At 69.0% G+C, this 22019-nt stretch carries 19 protein-coding genes; 5 read left to right on the forward strand and 14 right to left on the reverse strand.

The window, feature by feature from the left end:
• Positions 1–20: 20 nt before the first annotated feature.
• The 4 genes from ABD017_RS03265 to ABD017_RS03280 all read right to left on the reverse strand — a co-directional run bounded on the left by ABD017_RS03265 (position 21) and on the right by ABD017_RS03280 (position 7523).
• Entirely contained in the window at positions 21–3446 is a 3426-nt protein-coding gene (locus tag ABD017_RS03265) for a trifunctional glycoside hydrolase family 18/polysaccharide deacetylase/glycosyltransferase family 2 protein (protein ID WP_343880085.1), read from the reverse strand.
• 105 nt (positions 3447–3551) lie between these two features.
• Positions 3552–4985 carry a lipase family protein gene (locus tag ABD017_RS03270; RefSeq protein ID WP_343880087.1) on the reverse strand — a complete coding sequence of 478 codons (1434 nt, stop codon included), beginning with the start codon at positions 4983–4985 and terminating at the stop codon, positions 3552–3554.
• A gap of 195 nt (positions 4986–5180) precedes the next feature.
• Positions 5181–6611 carry an aldehyde dehydrogenase family protein gene (locus tag ABD017_RS03275; protein ID WP_343880089.1) on the reverse strand — a complete coding sequence of 477 codons (1431 nt, stop codon included), beginning with the start codon at positions 6609–6611 and terminating at the stop codon, positions 5181–5183.
• A gap of 81 nt (positions 6612–6692) precedes the next feature.
• Positions 6693–7523: a class I SAM-dependent methyltransferase gene (locus ABD017_RS03280; RefSeq protein WP_343880091.1), complete on the reverse strand. Its 831-nt coding sequence runs from the start codon at positions 7521–7523 to the stop codon at positions 6693–6695.
• 99 nt (positions 7524–7622) lie between these two features.
• On the opposite strand from ABD017_RS03280, the gene ABD017_RS03285 reads away from it, so the two are divergent.
• On the forward strand, positions 7623–8597 hold the full coding sequence (locus tag ABD017_RS03285; protein WP_343880093.1) for an AraC family transcriptional regulator: 975 nt from the start codon (positions 7623–7625) through the stop codon (positions 8595–8597).
• An 11-nt stretch (positions 8598–8608) separates the two neighbouring features.
• Here the strand turns inward: ABD017_RS03285 and ABD017_RS03290 are convergent, their stop codons facing one another.
• Both ABD017_RS03290 and ABD017_RS03295 read right to left on the reverse strand, forming a co-directional pair.
• Positions 8609–9229, reverse strand: coding sequence for an HAD hydrolase-like protein (locus ABD017_RS03290; RefSeq protein WP_343880096.1), 621 nt, complete (start codon positions 9227–9229; stop codon positions 8609–8611).
• A 52-nt stretch (positions 9230–9281) separates the two neighbouring features.
• On the reverse strand, positions 9282–9434 hold the full coding sequence (locus ABD017_RS03295; protein WP_343880098.1) for a hypothetical protein: 153 nt from the start codon (positions 9432–9434) through the stop codon (positions 9282–9284).
• Between the two features lie 135 nt (positions 9435–9569).
• Here ABD017_RS03295 and ABD017_RS03300 point away from each other — a divergent pair, with 135 nt between their 5' ends.
• Positions 9570–10403, forward strand: a complete 834-nt coding sequence (locus ABD017_RS03300) for a helix-turn-helix domain-containing protein (RefSeq protein WP_343880100.1) — start codon at positions 9570–9572, stop codon at positions 10401–10403.
• A 34-nt stretch (positions 10404–10437) separates the two neighbouring features.
• On the opposite strand, the gene xseA is transcribed toward ABD017_RS03300, so the two are convergent.
• Complete coding sequence (gene xseA, locus ABD017_RS03305) at positions 10438–11805, reverse strand: exodeoxyribonuclease VII large subunit (RefSeq protein ID WP_343880102.1); 1368 nt, start codon at positions 11803–11805, stop codon at positions 10438–10440.
• Positions 11806–11904: 99 nt separating this feature from the next.
• The gene (locus tag ABD017_RS03310; protein ID WP_343880104.1) at positions 11905–13356 is read right to left on the reverse strand and encodes a phospholipase D-like domain-containing protein; all 1452 of its coding nucleotides are present in this window, start codon (positions 13354–13356) and stop codon (positions 11905–11907) included.
• A 59-nt stretch (positions 13357–13415) separates the two neighbouring features.
• Here ABD017_RS03310 and ABD017_RS03315 point away from each other — a divergent pair, with 59 nt between their 5' ends.
• The 3 genes from ABD017_RS03315 (at position 13416) to ABD017_RS03325 (ending at position 17013) form a co-directional block, all read left to right on the forward strand.
• Positions 13416–15371: an acetyl-CoA hydrolase/transferase C-terminal domain-containing protein gene (locus ABD017_RS03315; protein WP_425543649.1), complete on the forward strand. Its 1956-nt coding sequence runs from the start codon at positions 13416–13418 to the stop codon at positions 15369–15371.
• Between the two features lie 250 nt (positions 15372–15621).
• A complete protein-coding gene (locus ABD017_RS03320; protein WP_343880108.1) occupies positions 15622–16575 on the forward strand; it encodes an XVIPCD domain-containing protein in 954 nt (317 codons plus the stop codon).
• Positions 16576–16617: 42 nt separating this feature from the next.
• Positions 16618–17013, forward strand: a complete 396-nt coding sequence (locus ABD017_RS03325) for a hypothetical protein (RefSeq protein WP_343880110.1) — start codon at positions 16618–16620, stop codon at positions 17011–17013.
• Positions 17014–17534: 521 nt separating this feature from the next.
• Here the strand turns inward: ABD017_RS03325 and ccoS are convergent.
• The 6 genes from ccoS to ccoO are packed head-to-tail and all read right to left on the reverse strand — an operon-like array spanning position 17535 to position 21965.
• The gene (ccoS, locus tag ABD017_RS03330; protein ID WP_343880112.1) at positions 17535–17732 is read right to left on the reverse strand and encodes a cbb3-type cytochrome oxidase assembly protein CcoS; all 198 of its coding nucleotides are present in this window, start codon (positions 17730–17732) and stop codon (positions 17535–17537) included.
• Positions 17729–19957 carry a heavy metal translocating P-type ATPase gene (locus ABD017_RS03335; protein WP_343880114.1) on the reverse strand — a complete coding sequence of 743 codons (2229 nt, stop codon included), beginning with the start codon at positions 19955–19957 and terminating at the stop codon, positions 17729–17731. The genes ccoS and ABD017_RS03335 overlap by 4 nt, the downstream gene beginning before the upstream one ends.
• Positions 19954–20184, reverse strand: coding sequence for a hypothetical protein (locus tag ABD017_RS03340; RefSeq protein ID WP_343880116.1), 231 nt, complete (start codon positions 20182–20184; stop codon positions 19954–19956). The genes ABD017_RS03335 and ABD017_RS03340 overlap by 4 nt, the downstream gene beginning before the upstream one ends.
• Complete coding sequence (gene ccoP / locus ABD017_RS03345) at positions 20171–21097, reverse strand: cytochrome-c oxidase, cbb3-type subunit III (RefSeq protein WP_343880118.1); 927 nt, start codon at positions 21095–21097, stop codon at positions 20171–20173. The genes ABD017_RS03340 and ccoP overlap by 14 nt, the downstream gene beginning before the upstream one ends.
• Positions 21094–21315, reverse strand: a complete 222-nt coding sequence (locus tag ABD017_RS03350; RefSeq protein WP_343880120.1) for a cbb3-type cytochrome oxidase subunit 3 — start codon at positions 21313–21315, stop codon at positions 21094–21096. Before ABD017_RS03350 ends, ccoP begins: the two co-directional genes overlap by 4 nt.
• Positions 21312–21965: a cytochrome-c oxidase, cbb3-type subunit II gene (ccoO, locus tag ABD017_RS03355; protein ID WP_343880122.1), complete on the reverse strand. Its 654-nt coding sequence runs from the start codon at positions 21963–21965 to the stop codon at positions 21312–21314. The genes ABD017_RS03350 and ccoO overlap by 4 nt, the downstream gene beginning before the upstream one ends.
• Positions 21966–22019: the final 54 nt, after the last annotated feature.

Genomic DNA, 22019 nt, shown 5'->3' on the forward strand with positions numbered 1-22019 from the left:
ATGGGCCGTGCGGTGAGGGATCAGTGGTTTGCGGCCTCCGCGGCGTTCACCGTCGCCTTGCGCTCCTGTCGGCCCCAGCCCACCGATGGTCCGCGGATGGCCGTCCATACCGAGCGCACCACCACGTAGTACATCAGCTGGCGGTAGCCGAAGCGTTGCAGTACCAGCCACCACAGCAGGCTCCACTTTTCCTTCTTTTCCATCGCGAAGGCGAGGGCCGAGGCGGCGAGATCCACGGCCATGAAGGCGGCGTAGAACACCAGCATCTTGATCAGGTTGGTGTCGTCGAACTGGCCGCGGTGCTGCAGGTAATCCAGCGTGGTGGCGACGATCTGCCAGACCAGCACCAGGTCGACCAGCGGCGAAACCACCGAGAACAGGATCTGGAACAGCCACACCTGCGGCAGCGCCACCGTGCCCAGCGCGCCGTGGCGCGGGTTGAACGTGGCGTCGCGGTGCTTCCACAGGCATTGCAGTGTGCCGTACGACCAGCGGAAGCGCTGGCGCGCGAGGCCGCGTGCGGTGTCGGGTGCTTCGGTCCAGGCAATGGCGTCGGCGTCGAACAAGGTGGTGAAGCCGGCCTTCTGCACCGCGAGGGTCAGGTCCTGATCTTCGGCCAGGGTGTCGGCGGGGAAGCCGCCAAGCTGTTCCAGCGCCTCGCGACGCCACGCGCCGACCGCGCCGGGTACCACGGTGATCGCGCCCAGTGCGGCCAGCGCGCGGCGCTCCAGGTTCTGCGCGGTGATGTACTCCAGCGCCTGCCACAGGGTGATCAGGTTGATCCGGTTGCCGACCTTGGCGTTGCCGGCCACGGCGCCGACCTTCGGGTCGGCAAACCAGCGCACCAGGTGCGGGATGGTGTCCGGTTCGAACTGGGTGTCCGCATCCAGTGCCACCACCACCGCGCCGCGGGATTCGCGCAAGGCGGTGTTGACCGCGTGCGCCTTGCCGCCGTTGGGGGTGGTGATCAACCGCACGCGCGGCTCGTCGGCGTAGTGCTGGCGCACCACGGCGGAGGTGGCGTCGATCGAGCCGTCGTCGACCACGATCACTTCGAGGTTGGCGTAGTGGCTCTTGAGGATCTGCCGGATCGCGCTGGCGATCACCTTTGCCTCGTTGTAGGCCGGGATCAATACCGACACCAACGGCGGCGCGTCGCCGAGCACCGGCACGATGCGCCGCTTTTCGCGACGGCGGTTGAGCAGGGCGAGACCGCCCAGCACCAGCAGCCGTGCCACGCCGAGCGTGATGGCTACCGTCAGCAGCCAGCGGATGAAGTGGCCGAAAAAGCCCAGCCCCAGGAACACCATGCGGTCGGCCCATTGCGATACCGAGCCAGGCTGGATCGCGGGCATGGTCTGCGCCTGGGTCAGCCCGGCCAGCGCGGAGACGGTGACAAATTGGTAACCCTGCGCGCGCAGACCGTCGATGATGCGCGGCAGCGCGGCCACGGTTTGCGAGCGTTCGCCGCCGCCGTCGTGCAGCAGCACGACCTGGCCCTTGCGATCGACGTTGGTGGTTTCGATGCCGGCGACGACGTTCTTCACGATCGCATCGACGCCGGGCCGTTGCCAGTCTTCGGCGTCCACGTGCAGGCCCACCGAGAGGTAGCCCATTTTCTGCGCGATCTGGATCGGCACCAGCTCGTCGGCGGTGGTCGGTTCGGCATCGCCGAAGTAGGGCGCACGGAACAGGCGCATCGAGTGCCCGGTCAAGGCCTCGAACAATCGCTGGGTGGCGTTGAGCTCCAGCGACACGATGCCGTCGGGGCTTTCGCCCAAGTTGGGGTGGGTGAAGGTGTGGTTGCCCACGTCGTGGCCTTCGGCGACCTCGCGCTGCACCAGCTTCGGCGACATCTCGGCGTTCTCGCCGATGATGAAGAACGTGGCCGGCACATGCCTGGCCTTGAGGATGTCGAGGATCTGCGGCGTCCACTCCGGGTCGGGGCCGTCGTCGAAGGTCAGCGCGATCTTGCGCGGCAGTGTGCCGGCGCGCTGGATCACGTACGAGCCGGGCAGGCTGGTGTAGCTTTCGTCGTCGATGCTGCCGTCGTCCTTGTCGAGCTCGATCGTGCGCGCGCCGGGCGAGGGCTGCGAGGCGACTTCCAGCACTTCGCCCTGGCCTTCGATGTCGATGTCCTCGCCCGCGCCGATCGAGCGCAGCAGGTCGGGCGCCGCGGCGCCGTAGGGGCGGCCGAGCACCGACCACACCGACGGATCTTCCGAACCGAGCCGCCACAGCGCGTAGCCGTAGGGCTTGTACTCGTCGGCGGCGTGGATCTGGTTGTACGCGGTGACGCCGTCGAGAAACCAGACCTGGTGCGTGCTGCCGTCGTCCTCGTCGTAGGAGAAGTGCGGGTTCTGCGTGTCCGGGTCGAAGCTGATATCGGCCTGCGCGTCGGACGCGCGGTCCATCGCATCCTGGAAGGTCAGCGCCTCGGCGTTGTTGCCGTGCGACCAGTCATAACCGTAGCTGCCGATCGCCACGATGGTCTGCGCGGGGTCCAGGTCCTTCATGCGCTTTTCGAGCGTGTCCTCGAACCACGACTGGCCGGCGATGCTGCCCGGGGTCTTGCCGGCCCAGTGTTCGTCGTAGGCCATCAGCACCACGAAATCGACGATGTCGGCGTAGCCGGCGTAATCCCAGTTGGCGTCGTCGAACGGCACCGACAGCACGATGCCCCAGCCGTGCGGGTCGAATGCGGCGTTGAGTTCGCCGAGGAAGTTCTTCAGGTCGCCTTGCGCGGTATCGGGCACCTCCTCGAAATCGACCGTCACGCCCTGGAAATGGTGGGCCGCGATGAACGCCACGATCTGCGCGATGCGCGCCTGCCGCACCGCCGGGTCGGCCAGCATGCGGGCCAGGCCAGGGCCATCCCAGTTGGCGTCCACCGCGTTCTGCAGCAGCGGCAGGATCGGCGTGGACGGTTTCTGTTTGCGGATCAGGTCGATCGCCTTGGCATCGATGCTGGTATGCAGCGCCATGTCCTTGCCGCTCAGGCTCATCCACGAAGGGATCACCCAGTCCAGCTGCGGCAGGCTGCGCTTCAGCGAGGCGTAGCTGCTGTCGTCCCAGTTGACGTAGAAGCCGATCGCCAGCGGCCGGCCGGCGGGCTTGTCCAGCGACAGCGGCGGCACGTGGGTGGCCGGCGCCTTGCTGGCGTGGACGTGCGGCGCATGCAGCTGCTTCTGGCGGGCACGCACTTCGGCGGCCAGCTTCGCGGCGGGCTTGAGCAGTTCCGGCGCGGCCGCCTTGACGTTGGCCAGCGCGTGGCGCGTGCGGGCGTGCTCGCCGATGTGTAGGCCGCCCATGGTAGGCCCCACGAACAGGCTGGCGGCACAGGCCACCACGAACAGCGTGCTGATGACGCCGGCCAGCAGGACCAGCAGCGAAACCCGGCCGGCGCGACGGCCGGTGGGGTCGAAGAAGACGGGTTTCATGGGCATGAGCGTGGTCGGTGTGGCCGCCGGCGGGCCGCGTGCGGAGCACGTCCGGACCGGGCGGAGCGAGCGCGATCATAGGCCACAAACCCCAACGGCAGCTGAGGCTGATCAGCTGATGAGCGGGCCGGGTTCGGGCTTGCGGAAATCGTGCGGCGCAAGGTCCTTCGTCAGGCGGAACACGCCCTCGTGGACGTGCCGCGGCAGCACCACGTCCAGCACCGTGGTCTGGTGCGCGCCCAGCATGTTGAACAGGTCGTCGGCCGGCGCGCTTTGCGCCAGCGCATGGTGCACCAGCCCGGCGAGATCGGCCGGCTGCACGCGTGCCCCGTACGGGCGATGGCTGGGCACGGCCGCGCGCAAGGTCTTGCGGGTGTTGCGCGGGTCGGCCACGCGATCGTCGCCGGCCAGCAGGCTGTGGTTGAGGTAGAGCGATACCGCGCGGCTTTTCGCATTCGCCTGGCGATCCACCAGGAAGCCGTCGGGCATCAGGTCGGGGCTGGCCTGCACCCCCGCGGTCAGCAGGAAGCCGGCCTCGGGCAGCGGCTCGCCCGCCTCGTCGGACAGGCGCACGATCAGCAGGCTGCGCGGGTCGTGGATGTGCACGCGCGGGGCGAACGGGCCGGCCGGTTCCAGCTCCACCTTGTCGGCGTCGCGCGCCGCGATTTCCTGTTCGAACGCGGTGCACAGCGCGGCATACGCGGCGGCGCTGCGCACCTGCAGGCAGCGCAGAATGGCATCCACGGTGGCGGGCGCGGCGCTGGCCATGATCCCGTGGGCGTCGCCGGAGTGCGATGCGCCGGCGATGAGCTTGAACGCGCAACGGGGGCCGCGCTGCAGGTTCAGCGCCAGGGTGTCCACCGTCGCGGCCTTGCCGTCGGACACCAGCACCGCGTGGCGCGCGTTGAGGTTGGCGGCGGCGATGCGCACCACGCCGTCGGAGCCGTCCTCGCCGGTGTAGCTGTTGAGGTGATCGTAGAACGCGCGGTCGGGCCGGTCGCCGGTCAACACGAACAGGTACTGGCCGGCGCTGGTGGGGTCGGCGCCATGGATGTAGTCGAGATTCAGCGACAGCGACGCGTCGCTGCCCAGCGCCAGCCAGTCCAGGATGCGCTGGCCGGGCTCCACCCCGTTCCACCACGACTTCAGCTTGCCCAGCGCGCCTTTGCCCAACTGCGCCAGCGCCGAGCCGTAGTTGGCGGGCGCCAGCATCACCAGATGGCTCAGCTTGATGGTGCTGTGGCTGCCGGGCTTGTCGCGCTGCGCACGCAGCCACTCACGCACCACCGGGCCGCCGGTGGAGTGGGTGATGCAGGCGATGCCCGCGTCCAGCAGGTGCAGGTCGCGCAGCGCGTGGTCGAATGCGCGCACCAGGTCGGCCATCGTCACCGCGTCGTCGAAACTCACGTACTCCGAGAGCCAGATGTCCGCCAGCGTCAACGGCATCCCCGCCGCGGCGGCCTGCTGCTGCAACTGCCGCGGCAGTTGCCCGTAGGTGGAGGTGTTGGTGACGCTCCAGCCGTGGACGAATACAAGCGTGGTCATGGCACCGCTCCGCGAGGAGATGCCGGCGATGATGGCGCAACACGCGGCACGGCGGTACCGGCCGATGGCTGTAGGAAGGGCTGCGGGGACGACTGTAGGGGCGACTGTAGGAGCGACTTCAGTCGCGATGCTCTCCGCGCGCCGTACCAAAAGCGGTCGCGACTGAAGTCGCTCCTACAGGTTGTGCGGGCCCGATCAGCCTTCGCGCATCACCATCAGGCGGATCTCGGTCATGTCCTCGATCGCGTAGCGGATGCCTTCGCGGCCGAAGCCGGACAGCTTGCCGCCGCCGTAGGGCATGCTGTCCACGCGGAAGCTGGGGATGTCGTTGACGATCACGCCGCCCTGGTCCAGCTCGTTCCAGGCGCGCATGGCGTGGTCCAGGCTGTCGGTGAAGATGCCGGCCTGCAGGCCGTAGTCCGAATCGTTGACCAGCGCGATGGCCTCGTCAAAGCTGCTGTAGCGCTGCAGCAGGGCGAACGGGCCGAAGGCTTCCATGCGGTTGGCCTTGGTATCGGCCGGCACGTTTTCCATCAGCGTGGCCTCAAGCATGTTGCCCTCGCGCTTGCCGCCGCACAGCAGCTTGCCCCCGGCCTCGCGCGCTTCCTCGATCCAGCCGTGCAGGCGCTTGGCGGCTGCCTCGTCGATCATCGGGCCGAGGAAGGTGTCGTCTTTTTTCGGGTCGCCGCTTTTGAGTTTTTTCGTGGCCGCCACCAGCCGTTTCTTCAAGGCGTCGTAGATGTCGTCGTGGGCATAGATGCGCTGCACGCCGATGCAGCTCTGGCCGGACTGGTAGAACGCGCCGAAGATCAGCCGATCAACCACGCGCTTCAGGTGCGGGCCCTGGTCAGCGTCGACGATGCACGCGGCATTGCCGCCCAGCTCCAGCACCACTTTCTTGCGGCCGGCGCGCGCTTTCAGGTCCCAGCCGATCTGGCTGCCGGTGAACGAGAGCAGCTTGAAGCGTTCGTCCTCCACCAGCGGCGAGGCGTGCTCGCCGTCGATGGGGAGGATCGAGAACGCGCCCCTGGGCAGATCCGTCTCGGCCAGGATCTCGCCGATGATCAGCGCGCCGATCGGCGTTTTCTCCGCCGGCTTCAGCACGAACGGGCAGCCGGCGGCGATCGCGGGGGCGACCTTGTGCGCCACCAGGTTCAGCGGGAAATTGAATGGCGTGATGAACGACACCGGCCCCAGCGGCACGCGTTTGGTGTAGCCGTGATAGCCGTCCAGACGGCTGGCCAGTTCCAGGTTCAGCGTCTCGCCGTTGATGCGTACGGCTTCCTCGGCGGCGATCTGGAACGTCTCGATCAGCCGCGTCACCTCGCCGGCGGCATCGCGGATCGGCTTGCCCGCCTCGATGCACAGCGCCTCGGCCAGCTCGTCGCGGCGCTCGTCGAAGCGCTGCACGCAATGGCGCAGCACCGCCTGGCGCGCCCAGGGCTTGAAGCTGCGCATCGGCGTGGTGGCTTTCACCGCGGCGACGATGGCTTTCTCCACCGTCTTCGCATCCGGCACGGCGACACGGGTGGCGATGCGGCCGCTGTACTTGTCGCGCACTACGAGGTCGGTGTTCGGCTGCTGTGGCTGGTTGGCGAGGTAGTAGGGATAGCTCTTGTTCAACATGGTGCCTGCCCGCGGTTGCGATCGGGCAAGCATAGGACGTCGTGATGTTCAGTGGCCGTGAGCCTTGCCGACGACCACCGTTCAACGCCGCTCGATCACGACCTCCAGGTATTCGGCCGGCAGCACCATGCTGCCGTCGTCCGCGCGATTGCCGCGGGCGATCAGGGCGAGGATGTCGCGCGTGAGCTCGTCCTGCTTCGTGGCATCAAGCACGGCATAGACCTTGTTCACCGGCCCGTACCAGGCACGAAACGCCTCCACCCAGTGCTCGGGCGAGCGGTAGCGGAAGGTGAAGTGCCGCGGCTCGGCGCGGATCGCCTTCGCCGACCGGCCGAACAGCGCCTCCAGCCGCGCGCGCGTGCCCCACAGCAGCGGCGACGGCAGGCCGGCGACAGGCGGCGCGTAGCGGCCGATGATCCTGAACAGCTGGCCGATGAAGCCCTCCGGCGTCCAGTTCGCCAGGCCGATCCGGCCGCCCGGCCGGCATACCCGCGCAAGCTCGGCGGCCGCCCGTTCCTGGTTCGGGGTGAACATCACGCCGAAGGTGGACAGCACGGCATCGAACGAAGCGTCGGCAAACGGCAGATCCTCCGCGTCGGCTTCCTGGAAGCGGACGGACAGGCCTTCGGCCTGGGCGCGGGCGCGCCCGGCGGCGAGCCACGTGGCGACGTAGTCGGTCGACACCACGTCGCCGAAGCGCCGCGCCGCCGCGAGGGTGGCGTTGCCGTTGCCGGCGGCGACGTCGAGCACGCGGCTGCCCGCGCGCAGGTCGAGGGCTTCGCAGAGGTTCTCGCCCACGATCTGCAGCGTGGTGCCGATGGCGGCGTAATCCCCGCTCGACCACACCGCCTGCTGGCGGGTCTTGATGGCGGCAAGGTCGGGCGCGGGCACGGGGGAAGGTACGGCGGACATGATGAGGACTCCTGGCGGCGGACGATGTGGGGGGAAAACGCGGGAGTAGTATTTGCCGCACCCGCGCCGTCGCGCTTTGCCGATCCGCCGGCTTTCTTGATGGACGCTCTTTCCGACCTGCTGCAGGTGGTCAAGTTGAACGGGGCGCTGTTCCTGGACTCGCGCTTCACGGCGCCGTGGTGCGTGGAATCCCGCCCCGCGCGCGAATCCGGCGGCATCTTCGCCGGCCTCGGCCACATCATCTTTTTCCACGCGATCACCCGCGGCCAATGCCGCGTGCGACTGCGCAGCGGCGGCGACACCTTGCAGGTGCAGGCAGGCGACCTGCTGCTGTTGCCGCACGACGACGCGCATTGCCTGGGCAGCGACCTGCAGCTGGCGGCGGTGATGTCCGACACCCTGGTGCAGCCGGCGCCGCCGGGCGGGCTGATGCGCATCGACCACGGTGGTGGCGGCAAGGAGACGCGCTTCATCTGCGGCTTCCTGGCCTGCGAGCCGCGCCTGTGCCAACCGCTGCTCGATGCCTTGCCGCACATCCTGCGCGTGCCGCTCGCCGGCGCCGCGGGCGGCGGCTGGCTGCTGGACTTGCTCTACCACGCGGCGCATGCGGACAACGCGCCCGGGCCGGGCGCGGCGAGCGTCAAGGCGAAGCTCGCGGAACTGCTGTTCCTGGAGGCCATCCGCCGCCACATCGATGCCTTGCCGGCGCACGAGACCGGCTGGCTGGCCGGCCTGCGCGATCCCTATGTCGGCCGCGCGCTCAATGCGCTGCACGAACGCCCCATGCATGCCTGGAATGTGGAGGAACTGGGCGCGCATGCGGGCCTGTCACGCTCCGCGCTCGCGCAGCGTTTCAACGAACTGATCGGCATGCCGCCGATGCATTACCTCACGCGCTGGCGCCTGCGCCGCGCGGCCGCCGCCCTGCAGGACACCCGGCGTCCCGTCGCCGCGCTGGCCGGCGACTGCGGCTACGAATCCGAAGCTGCGTTCAACCGCGCCTTCAAGCGCGAGTTCGGCATGCCGCCGGCCGCATGGCGGCGCAAGGGGCGACGCCCGGTGGCGGGGCCGTAGCGCCGGAGCCGTTACGCCGTCAGCAAGGCCAGCTCTTCGACGGCGTCGAACAGGTGGGCCGGCTGCAACCGTTGCAGCGAAGCGCGCGTGGCATAGCCCCACGCGACGGCGCCGAAAGCCACGCCGGCGGCGCGGGCCGCCTCGGCATCGGTGATCTGGTCGCCGACGTAGATGGCGCGGGTCGGTTCGATGCCGGTGGCCCGCAGCACGCGCGCGATGCGCCGGCGCTTGCCGAGGATCGACGCGCCGCACTCGACATGCACCAGCCGCTGCCAATGGGCATCGCCGAGGATGCGCCGGCAGTTGTCCGCGGCGTTGGACGACACCAGCGCCAGGGCGGCGCCGCTGCGCTCCAGCTGCTGCAGCATCGGCCCGACGCCCGCGAACAACGGGATGTCCGCCGCGCGCATCAGGCGCACGAAGCTGCGCGCCACCCACGGCAGCTTCCAGCGCGGCAGCCGCACGTGACGCATGACCTCGCGCGCCGAACGGCCGCGCAGCGCGTCGATTTCCGCCGGTGCGATGTGGCGGAAACCATGGCGGTCGGCGAGCTGGTTGTGCACGCTGACGAAGAACGCGAAGGAATCGGCAAGCGTGCCGTCCAGGTCGAAGATGATCAGGTCGTAGGACATGGGAAAGTTCCGGGCGGCGCGCGTGTGACGCGCCGCCCTTGGAATGGCTCGCTCAGGCGTCCGTCCCGCCGCAACGGCAGGGCTGGCCGGTGCCGCAACCGCAGCCGCAACCGGACTGGCTGGCGGGTGCGCCCTGGCAGCCGCAGGTGCAGGTGGCGCCGGCGCAGTCGGAGCAACGGCAGGCGACGGTGTCGATGGTGTTCATGGTGGTGTCCTCGTCAAGTTGGCAAAAGAGAATACGGAGGTTCGCTCCGTGGCGACATTGTCGGCATCGCCTCTTCCGGCGGCTTGAACCAAGGGGCTAACCTTCGCACCTCCTGCCTCGATGCGATGCGCCGTCATGTCTCTGTCCACGCCCGCCGCAGAACCCCGACGCGCCGTCATCGGCATCGGCCGCGTGGCCATGTGGAAGGGCGGCAGCGTGTGGGTCGGGCGCGATACCGGCCAGGCGCGGGCGCACAGTCACCACGCTATCCAGATCACGCTGGCGGCGGCGCAACCGTTCCGCATCCGGGGCGCGGCGGCGGAGGCCTGGCATCAGACCTCGGCCGCCATCGTCATGCCGGACCGGCCGCACCTGTTCGACGGGTGCGGCCACACGGTGGCGCTGGTGTTCGTCGAGCCGGAGACACTGGCCGGTCGCGAACTGGTCGTGCGCCATCGGCAGCACGACGTGGACCTGCTGGGCGACGAAGGGCTGGCGGCGCGCACGGCGGCGCTGCTTTCCGTGTTCGAGACGCGAGGGACCGACGCTGCGCTGGTGCAGGCCGCGCAACGCATCGTCGAGCATCTGTCGGCCCACCCCGCGGGACCGCAGGCCGTCGATCCGCGCATCGCACGCGTGCTGGATCGCATCCGCGAGCATCCCGACGCCGAACTCCCCCTGGCCCAGGCTGCCGCCATCGCCCATCTTTCGCCGAGCCGCTTCCGCCATCTGTTCGTGGCGCAGACAGGGATCTCGTTCCGCGCCTACCTGCTGTGGGCGCGCGTGGGGCTGGCCGTGGCGCGCGGCATGGCGGGCGGCTCGTGGACGGACGCGGCGCAGCAGGCCGGCTTTGCCGACTCGGCGCACCTCAGCCGCACCTGCCGCCGCATGTTCGGCATCGCGCCGACGATGCTGGCGCGAGGGCGGGGCCTGAAGCGGCTGCAAACCGCAGGGCAGGGCTTGCGCTGATATCCCTCGCGTCCGGTCCATGCAGCCGGGGCGTCTACTCGCGTCGTTCGGCCGGGGTGTTCTGCTCCACCCGCAATCCCAGCTCCCCATCCGCCAGTCGTGCGCGCAAAACGCTGCCGGGTGGGGCGGATTGGACCGAGCGCAGCACCTTGCCGTTGCTGTCGAACAGGATGGCGTAGCCGCGATCCAGCGTGGCCAGCGGGCTGATCGCGTGCAGGGCGCGGCCGGCATGGCGCAGGGCGGTTTGCCGGCGTTCGAGCGCTTGCGCGATGGCGCGGCGCAGGCGCTGGTCCTGCTCGGCCAGCCGGCGGGTGAGCAGGGGCAGGCGCACGCGCGGGTGCTGGGCCAGCAGGCCGCTGTGCAGGCGCTGGAGGCGGGCCTTGCGCAGGTGCTGCTGTTCGCGCAGCAACGTGGCGAGGCGCAGACGCAGATGCTGCAGGCGTTCGCGGTCGCGTTGCAGCCGCGCCTGCGGGCGCTGCGCCTGCAAGCGCGCCAGGGCATGGTCGAGCCGTTGCGACCGCGCCTGCAATTGGCGCCGCTGCACGGTGACCAGGCGCTGTTGCAATTGCCGCAGGTGGCGATCGATCGCCACCGCGTCGGGCACCAGCAATTCGGCGGCGGCCGAAGGCGTGGGGGCGCGCAGGTCGGCGACGAAGTCGGCGATGCTGAAATCGATCTCGTGGCCCACGGCCGAAATGACAGGAACCGCGCTGGCATGGATGGCGCGCGCCACGGTTTCCTCGTTGAACGCCCACAGGTCTTCCAGCGAACCACCGCCGCGGGTCAGCAGCAGCACGTCGTAGCGGGTGCAGGCCGAGGCCTTGCCCAGCATCGCCACGATCGCCGGCGGTGCCTCGCGCCCCTGTACCGGCACCGGCAGGATCTCGACGTGCGCCAGCGGCCAGCGTCGTGCCAGCACGCTCAGCACGTCGCGCACCGCCGCGCCGGTGGCCGAGGTGATCACGCCGATGCGCCGCGCATAACGCGGCAAGGCGCGTTTGCGCGAGGCCTCGAACAGCCCTTCGGCGTTGAGCCGGGCCTTCAACTGCTCGAACTCGCGCTGCAGCGCGCCTTCGCCCGAGGGCTCCATGTACTCGGCCACCAGCTGGAACTCGCCGCGCGGCTCGTACAGGCCGACCTTGGCGCGCACCATCACCTGCATGCCATCGACCGGACGGAAGCGCAGCGCGGCAGCCTTCATCCGGAACATCGCGCAGCGCACCTGGGCGCTGCTGTCCTTCAGCGTGAAGTACACATGGCCGGAGGCGGGACGGGCCACGTTGGACAGCTCGCCCTCGATCCACACCTGCGGCAGCGCGTCGCCCAGCAGGTCACGCACCAGGCGATTGAGCGAACTGGGCGTCAGGACGTGGCGGGTGGTGCTGTCGTCGAAGGCGGGCATGGGACGGCGAGCCTAGCACGCGCTGCCGCACCGGGTCCTGCAGAAACATCCGCTTGGCGCCATATGCTCAGAAACTGCATTGACCGGATGGCGGACGATTCACTCGCCGCGCGCGGCCTTGCTGCGCTTGCGCCGCAAGCGCCAGGCGGCGATGCCCAGGTTCAGCGCGAACCACGCCGCCAGCGCGCCCAGCGGCCAGCCGACCCAGGCGGGCCACAGCAGCGACACCGCCGCCAGCACGGTCAGCGCGGCGGTGCCGGCGAACAGCGGGCCGCTGGGCGTGTCGCCCAGCACGCGGCGGTTGCTCAGTACCGCGCCCACGGTGTTGGCGATGCGCAAGGCCCCCACCGCGGCGCGGCTGGAGCTGCCGCCGGCATGGCGCACCCGGCGCGGGCGCTCCTGGCTGCTGCGCACGCGCTCGCTGCCAGGACGGCGGCGCCGCGGCGCCAGCACGATCTCGGTGGCGTTTTCCAGGTCGCGCTCGTACTGGGCGGCCAGCTGGCCGGCGAAGCCGGCGTCCTCCACCGACACGTCGATCTCGCGGTTGCTCAACCAGCTGGCGATATTGAGGTTGGACGAACCCACCCGCGCCCACTGGCCATCGGCCACGGCGGTCTTGGCGTGCAGCATCGAACCGTTCCACTCGAACACGCGAATGCCGGCCTTCAGCAACGGCCGGTAGCCCGAGCGCGACATGCTGGCCACGACCGGAATATCGCTGTTGCCCGGCACCAGCAGGCGCACGTCCACGCCGTCGCGCGAGGCCGCCACCAGCGCCTGCACGTACGGCGCCAAGCCCACGAAGTACGCGTCGGTGAGCCACAGCGTCTTGCGCGCCATCGAGGCGATCAGCTGATCCAAGCGGTACATGCCCGCCGTGGCAGGCTGGGTGGCGATCACCCGCAGCGCGACCGAGCCGGCCGGCTCGGTCGGTTCCGGCGGCGGCGCGAACGGCGGCAGCGGCGTACCGATGCCGCACCAGCTTTGCGCGAACGCCGCTTCCAGCTCGGCCACTGCCGGCCCGCGCAGCGCCACGCCGGTGTCGCGCCACGGCGGCACGTCGCGCGCGGGGTCGCCCAGCCACTTGGCGCTGATGCACACGCCGGAGAGAAAACCCAGCACGCCATCGACCACCAGTACCTTGCGGTGGTCACGGCTGAGCCAGCCGAACGATTGCCCCAGTTGCGGCGGATTGAACACCCGCACCTCGCCGCCGGCCGCGCGCAACGGCGCCCAGAAACCGCGGCGCGACTGGCCCAGACAACCCATCCAGTCCACCACCACGTTCACCCGCACGCCGGCCTGCGCCCGCTCGACCAGGGCGTCGCGGAAGGCGCGGCCCACCTCGTCGTCGCGGATGATGTAGTTCTCCAGCAGCACGCGGTCCTGCGCGCCACGGATCGCCGCCAGCCACGCCTCGTAGTGGGCGGCGGCATCGATCAGCAGTTCGACCGCGTTGCCGCCGAGCAGCGGCGCGCCGGCGGCACGGCTCAGCGCCTGTTCGGCCAGCAGGCGGCTCGGGGTGGTGGGGATGAGCGGTAGCGATGACATGGCCGGAGTGTAAGCGATGGCCTGTTCACGCCGCGCCGTCGCCGCGCGACGCTTCTGGCATGATCGCGGACATGCCGATCCGTCGCCGTTACGCCGATACCGCCGCCTGCGCGCAGCAGGTCGCCGATGCGCTGGGCCCGGACCTGCGCGTGGCCGCGCCGCTGGGCCTGGGCAAGCCGCACGGCCTGCTCAACGCGCTGTATGCGCTCACCGCCGCGGATACCACCCGCTCGATGCGGCTGTACACGGCGCTGTCGCTGACCCGCCCGCGGCCACGGCAGGGGCTGGAAGCGCGTTTCCTGGAGCCCTTCCTGCGGCGGCATTTCGGTGCCGACCAGGTCGATCCGCAATACGCGATCGACCAGGCACGCAATGCCCTGCCGCCCAACGTGGCCGTGCACGAGTTCTACCTGCAGTCCGGTGCGCTGCTGCATTCGGCCAGCGCGCAGCGCAGCTACATCAGCCAGAACTACACCCACGTGGCGCGCGACCTGGTACTGCAGGACATCAACCTGCTGGTGCAACTGGTGGCGAAGCGCGAGGGCCCCGACGGCGTGCACTACAGTCTGTCGAGCAACCCCGACCTCACGCTGGATTTCCTGCGCCAGACACAGGCCGCCGGCAAGCCGCGGCCGCTGTGCGTGGCCGTGGTGCATCCGGACCTGCCCTACATGAGCGGTGCCGCCGAGGTGCCCGAGAACTTTTTCGACGCCGAGCTGCAACCGGAAACCTCGCCGCCATTGTTCGCCCTGCCGCGCCTGCCGCTGGACGTGGCCGAGTACGCGCTGGGCCTGCACGCCAGCGCGCTGGTCAAGGATGGCGGCTGCCTGCAGATCGGCATCGGCGCCTTGTCCGACGCGCTGGTCAAGGCGCTGCTGCTGCGCCAGCAGTCCAACAGCGCCTGGCGCGGCGCACTGGCGGCCCTGGACGTCGGCGGCAACACGCGCACGCTGGCCGGCTATGTGGGCGGCACGGCGCCATTCGACACCGGCCTGTACGGCGCCAGCGAGATGGTGATGGACGGCTTCATGCACCTGCAGCGCGGCGGCATCCTCAAGCGTCGCAGCTGGGACAACCTGGCGCTGGAGCGCGCCTCGGTCGCGGGCCGGCTGAATCCGGCCACGCCGGGTGGCCACTACCTGCGCGGCGCCTTCTTTCTGGGTTCGCGCGAGCTGTACACATGGCTGGGCGAAACCGAGGCGGCCGACCCGGATGCGATCGACATGTGCCCGGTCTCCCGCGTCAACCAGCTGTACGGCGACCATCAGGCGCTGGCCGCGTTGCAGCGGCGCGGCGCGCGCTTCTTCAACACCTGCATGATGGCCACACTGCTGGGCGCGGCGGTATCCGACACGCTGGAAGAGGGCGCGGTGGTCAGCGGCGTGGGCGGCCAGTACAACTTCGTGGCGATGGCGCACGAGCTGGCCGACGGCCGCTCGGTGCTGCTGCTGCGTGCCACCCGCGTGGGCCGCAACGGGCTGGAAAGCAACATCCGCTGGAACTACGGCCAGACCACCATCCCGCGCCACCTGCGTGACATCGTCGTCACCGAATACGGCGTGGCCGACCTGCGCGGCAAGACAGACAGCGAATGCGTCGAGGCGATGCTGTCGATCACCGACGCCGCCTTCATCGACGCGCTATGCGTGGAGGCAAAGGCGCACGGCAAGCTGGCGCCGGATTTCGTGATACCCGCCGCCTGGCGCCGCAACCGCCCCGACTGCCTGCGCCAGTCGCTGGCACCGCTGCAGCGCAAGGGCCTGCTGCCTACGTTCCCGTTCGGCAGCGACTTCGATGAGGTGGAGCAGCGATTGCTGCCCGCATTGAACTGGCTGAAAGGCTGCGCCGCCAGCTGGCGTGGCAAATGGCGCTTGCTGCAGGCCGTGGCCCGGCCCGGCGCACCGGCGGCAGGCGAAGCGGAGGCCTTGCAGCGCATGGGGCTGGCGCCGCCGGTGACGTTGAAGGATCGCTTGCAGCAGCGGATCTTGCTGGCGGCACTGCGCAAAGCCCGGTAGACGACGGCGGTGGCAGCGGCTTCAGTCGCGATGCTCGTTGTCGGGGACCAGCGCAGAGCATCCCGAGGGACGTTTGCTGTGCCGGTCGCGGCAATGCGACCATCCTGCGATGTTCCACACATCTTGGCCGCGGTGCCCACGACGAAACCACATTCCGCCAGAAGTAAGATCGTGCCCAAACGAACAGTGCATCCATCAGGCCGTTAGCAGGTAGCCCAAAGCGCATTTGGACCCAAAGGAGTTCCTGTCCATGACTGACACGCACCACGGAACAGCAACTCAACTCGTGCCCGTTACGCTGCCTGGCCTGGGTTGTACCTATCTCGACCAATCGATGGTTCCAAAGGTCAGCGCTTTCATCGCGAATGCGGAAGCTCACGGTGTCAGCCTCCATTTCAACAGTGCGTTCAGGACCCCAGAACATCAGGAACGTTTGCGTCACGATCCCAACGCGATTACGCCGGCCACGCACAGTCTTCATTCGGCCGGGTTTGCCGTCGATGTAAATTACTCGACCGTCAGCGAGGAACAACGTGAAGTCATCCGAACGGCCGCACGCGACGCAGGGTTGCAATGGGGTGGCAATTTCCACCGGCGCGACCCGCCGCATTTTTATGCGGACCCGCCCATAGACAAAAGCACGGCTATCGCAAATGCAACCCGGCAATACAACGAGCTGACGGGGCACCATCGGCCGCCCGCGTCTGAGCGCAACGCATCAACTCGGCCGCGGGACGCGTTGCGGGCACCACATGCGCATCCGGCATCTACCACATCGGCACAGACCGCACCCCGGCTGGACGAAGCCTCACATCCGGATCACGCGCTATTTCTGCAAGCGTACGCCAGTGTCAGAAAGCTGGATGCAGAGCGAGGGCGCGCGTCCGATCAGTTCAGCGAGAACCTGGCCGGCGCATTGGCTGTCGAGGCAAAGTCGCAGGGTTTGAAGCAAATCGACAGTGTTGTTCTTAGCGACGATGGCTCCAAGGCGTTTGCTGCCGAGCGACCCATGCTTGGCGTGGCAACGAACGTCGCCAGTGTAGATACGGCCAGAGCGATCAATAGGCCGATCGAGCTGAGCACGCGGCAGCTGACGGAGATCAATCAGGTCTTGCAACAGCAGGGCCAGTACAAGGTGCAGCAGATTGCTCAATCGGTAAACCAGCAGGGAATAGGCGCGCCGGATGTTTCGTGCATCGGGTAGAGCCGGGTAGCCGATGATTGACGATTTTTCGGGAGGAAGATGATGAAACGGATGATTTATGTGTGCCTGATGCTGCTTGTTTTCGGTGTCGCCTCGACAGCCGAGGCCGCTGGCAACACCGGGCGACCGAAGCTGACGGGCATGTTTTCGGACATGGCATACAACGACGAAGGGGGCGATCTCCTCGGTACGGAAATTTTCGTCACCTACGCGCGCGACGGCTACTTCGTCGTCTATCAGTCCAGCGAGGGTGAGCCGACAACCCCCGTGGTGGTGCCTGCGGCAATATCCGGTACGTCAATCAAATTTTCGGTACCGGAATCCGTCGATCCGCGAGGAGACTTCATCGGAACGATCGGGCTGCGAGAGCTGACCGGATCGTTCTCGGGAAGCAAAGAAGTGGTTCACCTGAAGCGCAAGGCCAGCTACTGGCAATGAGCCTGGACACGAGGCGGGGCGGGGAACGCTCCCAGTGGGCTCGGGGGATCTGTTCAGTCGGGTGCAGCAACGCAAGGAGTGCAACACGCTGGCGTTGGTAGCGGACTGGATGCCGATGCGGTTCGGGCACAAGGTCGTGCGATGGTCGCGGGGCAGGTGGACGGTGAGGCTGACGCCGCTTCTCGTGCGGGCATTCAGTCTATGGTTTCACAGGCGGCTGATACCCGTGCCCAGCTGGGTGAGCACATGGCGAATCCGAACGAATCGCGCTTGGCGGCTGACGTTAACCAGCGATACCAAGAAGCATTCGACCCCATTGGCGCGGCGGCCGGCAGGGCGCGACAGATTGCTTCCGACCGACAGATGGACAACGGGGCGGGTGGTACTGCCCAGATGTTGACGGACGGATGGCGCGCGGAACGCCCGGAACTCTTCGTCAGAAAATTAAACAATCAGACGGGGCTGGACACATGCATCGTTTCGCTGGCTTCTGGTTCGGAAGGCAGCCAGGGAAGGTCTGATCAATCGGCGTCAAAATCAGAGCTTCCCCCGGGCGCGCCTTTTTCATCTCCGTGCGCCGGCTGGTCATCCATCAGCGGCAGCTCGGCCGGGCTGTCCAGGTCGTCGAATTGCTGGTGGTTGACGGCCCAGAAGAACAGCGCCACGGCCACGCCGATGACGATCAGGGTGACGGGGATCAGGATCAGCAGGATGTTCATGCAGGGGCTTTCGCCGCGGGTGCGGTCGTGCCGACGCGCTGCGCGTTGAGCACGACCACCAGCGAGCTCAGGGTCATGCCGATGCCGGCCAGCCATGGTGGCACCAGCCCGAACGCCGCAAACGGCACCGCACAGAGATTGTAGGCCAGCGCCCAGCGCCGGCTCTGGGCCATCACGCGGCTCACCTCGCGCGCCACGATGCGGGCGCTGGCCAGGCCATCCAGGCGTCCGTCCAGCAGCAACAGATCGGCGTGCGCCTGGGCCAGGCCGGTGCCGCTGTCCAGCGCGGCGGAGACGTCGGCGCCGGCAAGGATGGGGGCATCGTTGGTGCCATCGCCCGCGGCCAGGGTGACATGGCCGCGCGCGCGCGCCGCCTGCAGCACCGCCAGCTTGTCCGCCGGGGCTTGCCGTGCGTGCCATTCATCGATGCCCAGCGCAGCGGCCAGTGGAGCCACGCGTTCGGCCACGTCGCCGCTGGCGATTGCGCAGGCGATGTTGTCGGCGCGAAGAAACGCCACGGTGGCAGCGGCGTCGGGTCGGGCCTGTTCGTGCAGGTGGAACGCGGCGATGGCGCCCTGCGCATCGGCCAGCACGAGCGTACCGGCGGCCAAGGCCGCGGCCTTCTCCCCGCTGGGTGCCAGCGCGAAATCCGCGCGGCCCAGACGCAGGGTGCGGCCATCGAGCTCGCCGCGGATACCGGCGCCGGCGACGACCTGCACGGCCGCGGCGTGCGCCGGCGTGCCGTGCGCGGCGGCTTCCATGGCCAAGGCGCGGGCCAGCGGATGCGAGCTTTCGCGCGCCAGCGCGGCGGCCCATTGCAGGACGCGGGCGGGATCGTCGCCGCGCAACGGTTCCACCGTGGCCAGCGACAGCTGCGGCGTGGCCAGCGTGCCGGTCTTGTCGAACAGGGCAAAGTCGACCCGCGCCAGGGGGGCCAGCGCCGCGCCGTCGGTGACCAGTACGCCGCGCTGCGCCAGCACGCCCAGTGCGCGGGTGAGGGTAGCCGGCACGGTCAGCGCGAACGCGCAGGGGCAGGCCACCACCAGCACCGCCACGGCGGCCTCGAACGCGCGCGAGGGATCGACCAGCAGCCAGCCCAGCGCGGTCAGCACGGTCAACAGCAGGACGCGGCCCACGAAGCGGCTGGCGTCGCGTTCGCTGGCCTGCATCGCGGGTGAGCGCGCCTGCCGTGCCCGCGCCGCCAGCGCGCCCAGCCGCGCGGCAGCGGTGTGCGAACCGCTGGATTCCACCCGCAGTTGCGCCGGCCCGGCCAGCACCACGCTGCCGGCCACCAGCCGTTCGCCGGCATGGCGCGTCACCGGTCGCGATTCGCCGGACAGCAGCGCCTCGTCGACGCGCACCATGGCGCTTTCAAGCACGCCGTCGGCGGGCACCGTGCCGCCTTCGCTGACGTGCACCAGGTCGCCAGGCGCCAGTTCGATCGCGGCCACGGTTTCCCGCTGGCCGTCCGCGCGGCAACGCTCGGCCAGCAGCGGCGTGGCGTCGATAACCGCGTCGCCCAGTGCGCCGCTGCGATGGCGCGCGCGCAGTTCCAGGTAGCGTCCGCCCAGCAGCAGGAAGACAAACATGCTCACCGAGTCGAAATAGATCTCGCCATGCCCGCGCAGCGTGTTGATGGCGCTGGCCAGGAACACCAGTGCCACCGCCAGCGCCACCGGCAGGTTGATCCCCAGCCGTCGCTGGCGCAGTTCGGCGCGCGCGCCGGCAAAGAACGGTTGCGCGCAATAGAACACCACCGGAATCGTGGACAGCAGGCTGAGCCAGCGGAACAGCCCGCGCGTGGTGAAGTCCACGAAATCGACCGCGCCGATGTACATCACGAAGGCATAGGTCATCACCTGCATCGCGAACATGCCGCCGACCAGCAGGCGTTTCAGCGCCGCATGCATCTCGATGGCGCGGGCGTCGTCGATGCTGTCGTTGCGCAGCGGCTGCGCCGTGCAGTGCGCGCTGGCGAAGCTGGCGAGCAGGCGCGGCAACGGTGTGCGCTGCGCATCCCACACCACGCGCACGCGCCCGGCCGGCGCGTCGATCGCCACGCGCTGCACGCCGGGCAGGGCGCGGATCAGCTGCTCCAGCGTCAGGATCTGGCGGGCGCCATGCAGGCCTTCGACGCGCAGCGCGATTTCGCTGCGGCCGTCGCGGCGCGGCCGCATGACCTGTGCGGCGAGCTGCGGATGCGCCCAGGCCGCGTGCGCGTTCATTGCGGCGTGGCGGGTGGCGGGCCGTGGCTGCTGTGCGCCGCGGACGGCACGCCGAACAGGCCGCTGCCGGCGTGTTCCACCGGCACATCGGGGTGGTGCGCGGCCACCACGATGATCCACACGCATCCGGCCAGCGAGGCCACGAACAGCGTCACGCCCAGCCACACGATCGGCTGGCGATACCAGGCCGTGCGGGCGGACAGGCGCGGTGCGTCAGCGCCCGGCATGGCCTTGCCCCGCGGCGGCGTCGCCCTGGTGCGCGAGGTGGTAGACGTAGGCGGCGAGCACGCGGATCTGGTCGTTGGTCAACCGCTTGCTCCACGCCGGCATGGCACCCTGGCGGCCGCCGCCGATCGAGCGCTCGATGTCCTCCAGCCGACCGCCGTGCAGCCAGATGTGGTCGGTGAGGTTGGGCGCGCCCAGCGCGGGGTTGCCCTTGCCGTCGGCGCCGTGGCAGGCCGCGCAAGTGGTGAACAGCGGCTTGCCCGCGGCGGCCTTGGCCGCGTCGTGCGGCGAGCCGGACAGGCTCAACACGTACTGGGCCAGGTTCTTGACGTTGTCCTCGCCCAGGCTGGCCCACGGCGGCATCAGGCCGCTGCGGCCGTCGTGGATGCTGGCCAGGATGTCCGCACCGGTGCCGCCGTAGAGCCAGTCGTCGTCGATCAGGCTGGGCGCGCCCACCTTGACGTTGCCGTAGCCGCCGCGGCCGTGGCAGGCGGCGCAGTTGTCCACGAACAGGCGTCCGCCCATCTGCAGGGCGGCCGGGTCGTTGGCCAGTTGCTCCACCGGATACTCGCGAAAGCGCTCCAGCAGCACGTCCAGCTTGGCATCGTTGATGGCCTCGGCCTTGGCCAGTTCGCCGTGCGAGGTCCAGCCCAGGATGCCCTTGTGGCTGCCGAAACCCGGGTAGAGCACCAGGTAGACGAAGCCGGCCAGGAACATCGCGGCGGAAAACAGCAGCCACCACAACGGCAGGTTGCGCACGCCCTCGCGCACGGTGCCGTGCGCCCAGACGTGGCCGCTGGTCTGGTCGGGCAGGGTGGGGATCTTGGCCCGCGGCGCCCACAGGAACAGGAAGAAGGTGATGCCCAGATTGAGCGTCACCAGAAACATCACCCACAGCGACAGTCCTGTGCTCACGGCTGCTCGCCTCCCTCGTTGTCGGCGGCGTCTTTCCTGGCGATCTCGGCCGGGTCGGGCAGCGGGCCCTCGGGCTTGTCTTCCATCGGGATCTCCGACATGCGCTTGAAGGTGGAGCGGTGGCGCTTGCGCCATGCCCACACCCAGATGCCGATGAAGATCAGCATCAGCACCACGGTCACCACGCCGGTGATATGGCCCCAGATCGGATTCATCATGGCTTGTCTCCGTGCCCGACCGGCACCGGCACCGCGGAGACCGGCTCGTTCTTGATGCCCAGGCCCTGCAGGTAGGCGATCAGCGCATCCATCTCGGTCTTGCCGGCCAGCGACTCGCTGGCCTTGGCGATGTCGTCGTCGGTGTACGGGTCACCCAGCCGGCGCAGCGTGCGCATGCGCGCCTGCACGTCGGCGATGTCCAGCTTGTTGTCATTCAGCCATGGATACGCCGGCATGTTGGACTCGGGCTCCACCTGGCGCGGGTCCTCCAGGTGCAGGCGCTGCCAGTGGTCGGAGTACTTGCCGCCCACGCGCGCCAGGTCCGGCCCGGTGCGCTTGGAGCCCCACTGGAACGGGCGGTCGTAGACCGACTCCTCGGCGGTGGAGAAGTGGCCGTAGCGCTGCGTCTCCGCGCGCAGCGCACGGATCATCTGCGAATGGCACAGGTAGCAGCCTTCGCGCACGTACACGTCGCGGCCGGCCAGGCGCAACGCGTCGTAGGGCTTCACCCCCGGCGGCGCCGTCACCGAATGGGCCTGCACGAACAGCGGCGTGATCTCGGCCAGGCCGCCGATGGACACCATGATCGCGATCAGCACGCCGAGCAGGCCGGCGTGCTTCTCGATGACTTCGAAATGTTTGTAGGCCATGAGGTGAGCTCTACTTCAAGACGGCGGTCATGCATGGCCGCCTTTGGATTTGCA

The sequence above is a fragment of the Rhodanobacter caeni genome, from assembly GCF_039523575.1.
Classification (GTDB): domain Bacteria; phylum Pseudomonadota; class Gammaproteobacteria; order Xanthomonadales; family Rhodanobacteraceae; genus Rhodanobacter; species Rhodanobacter caeni.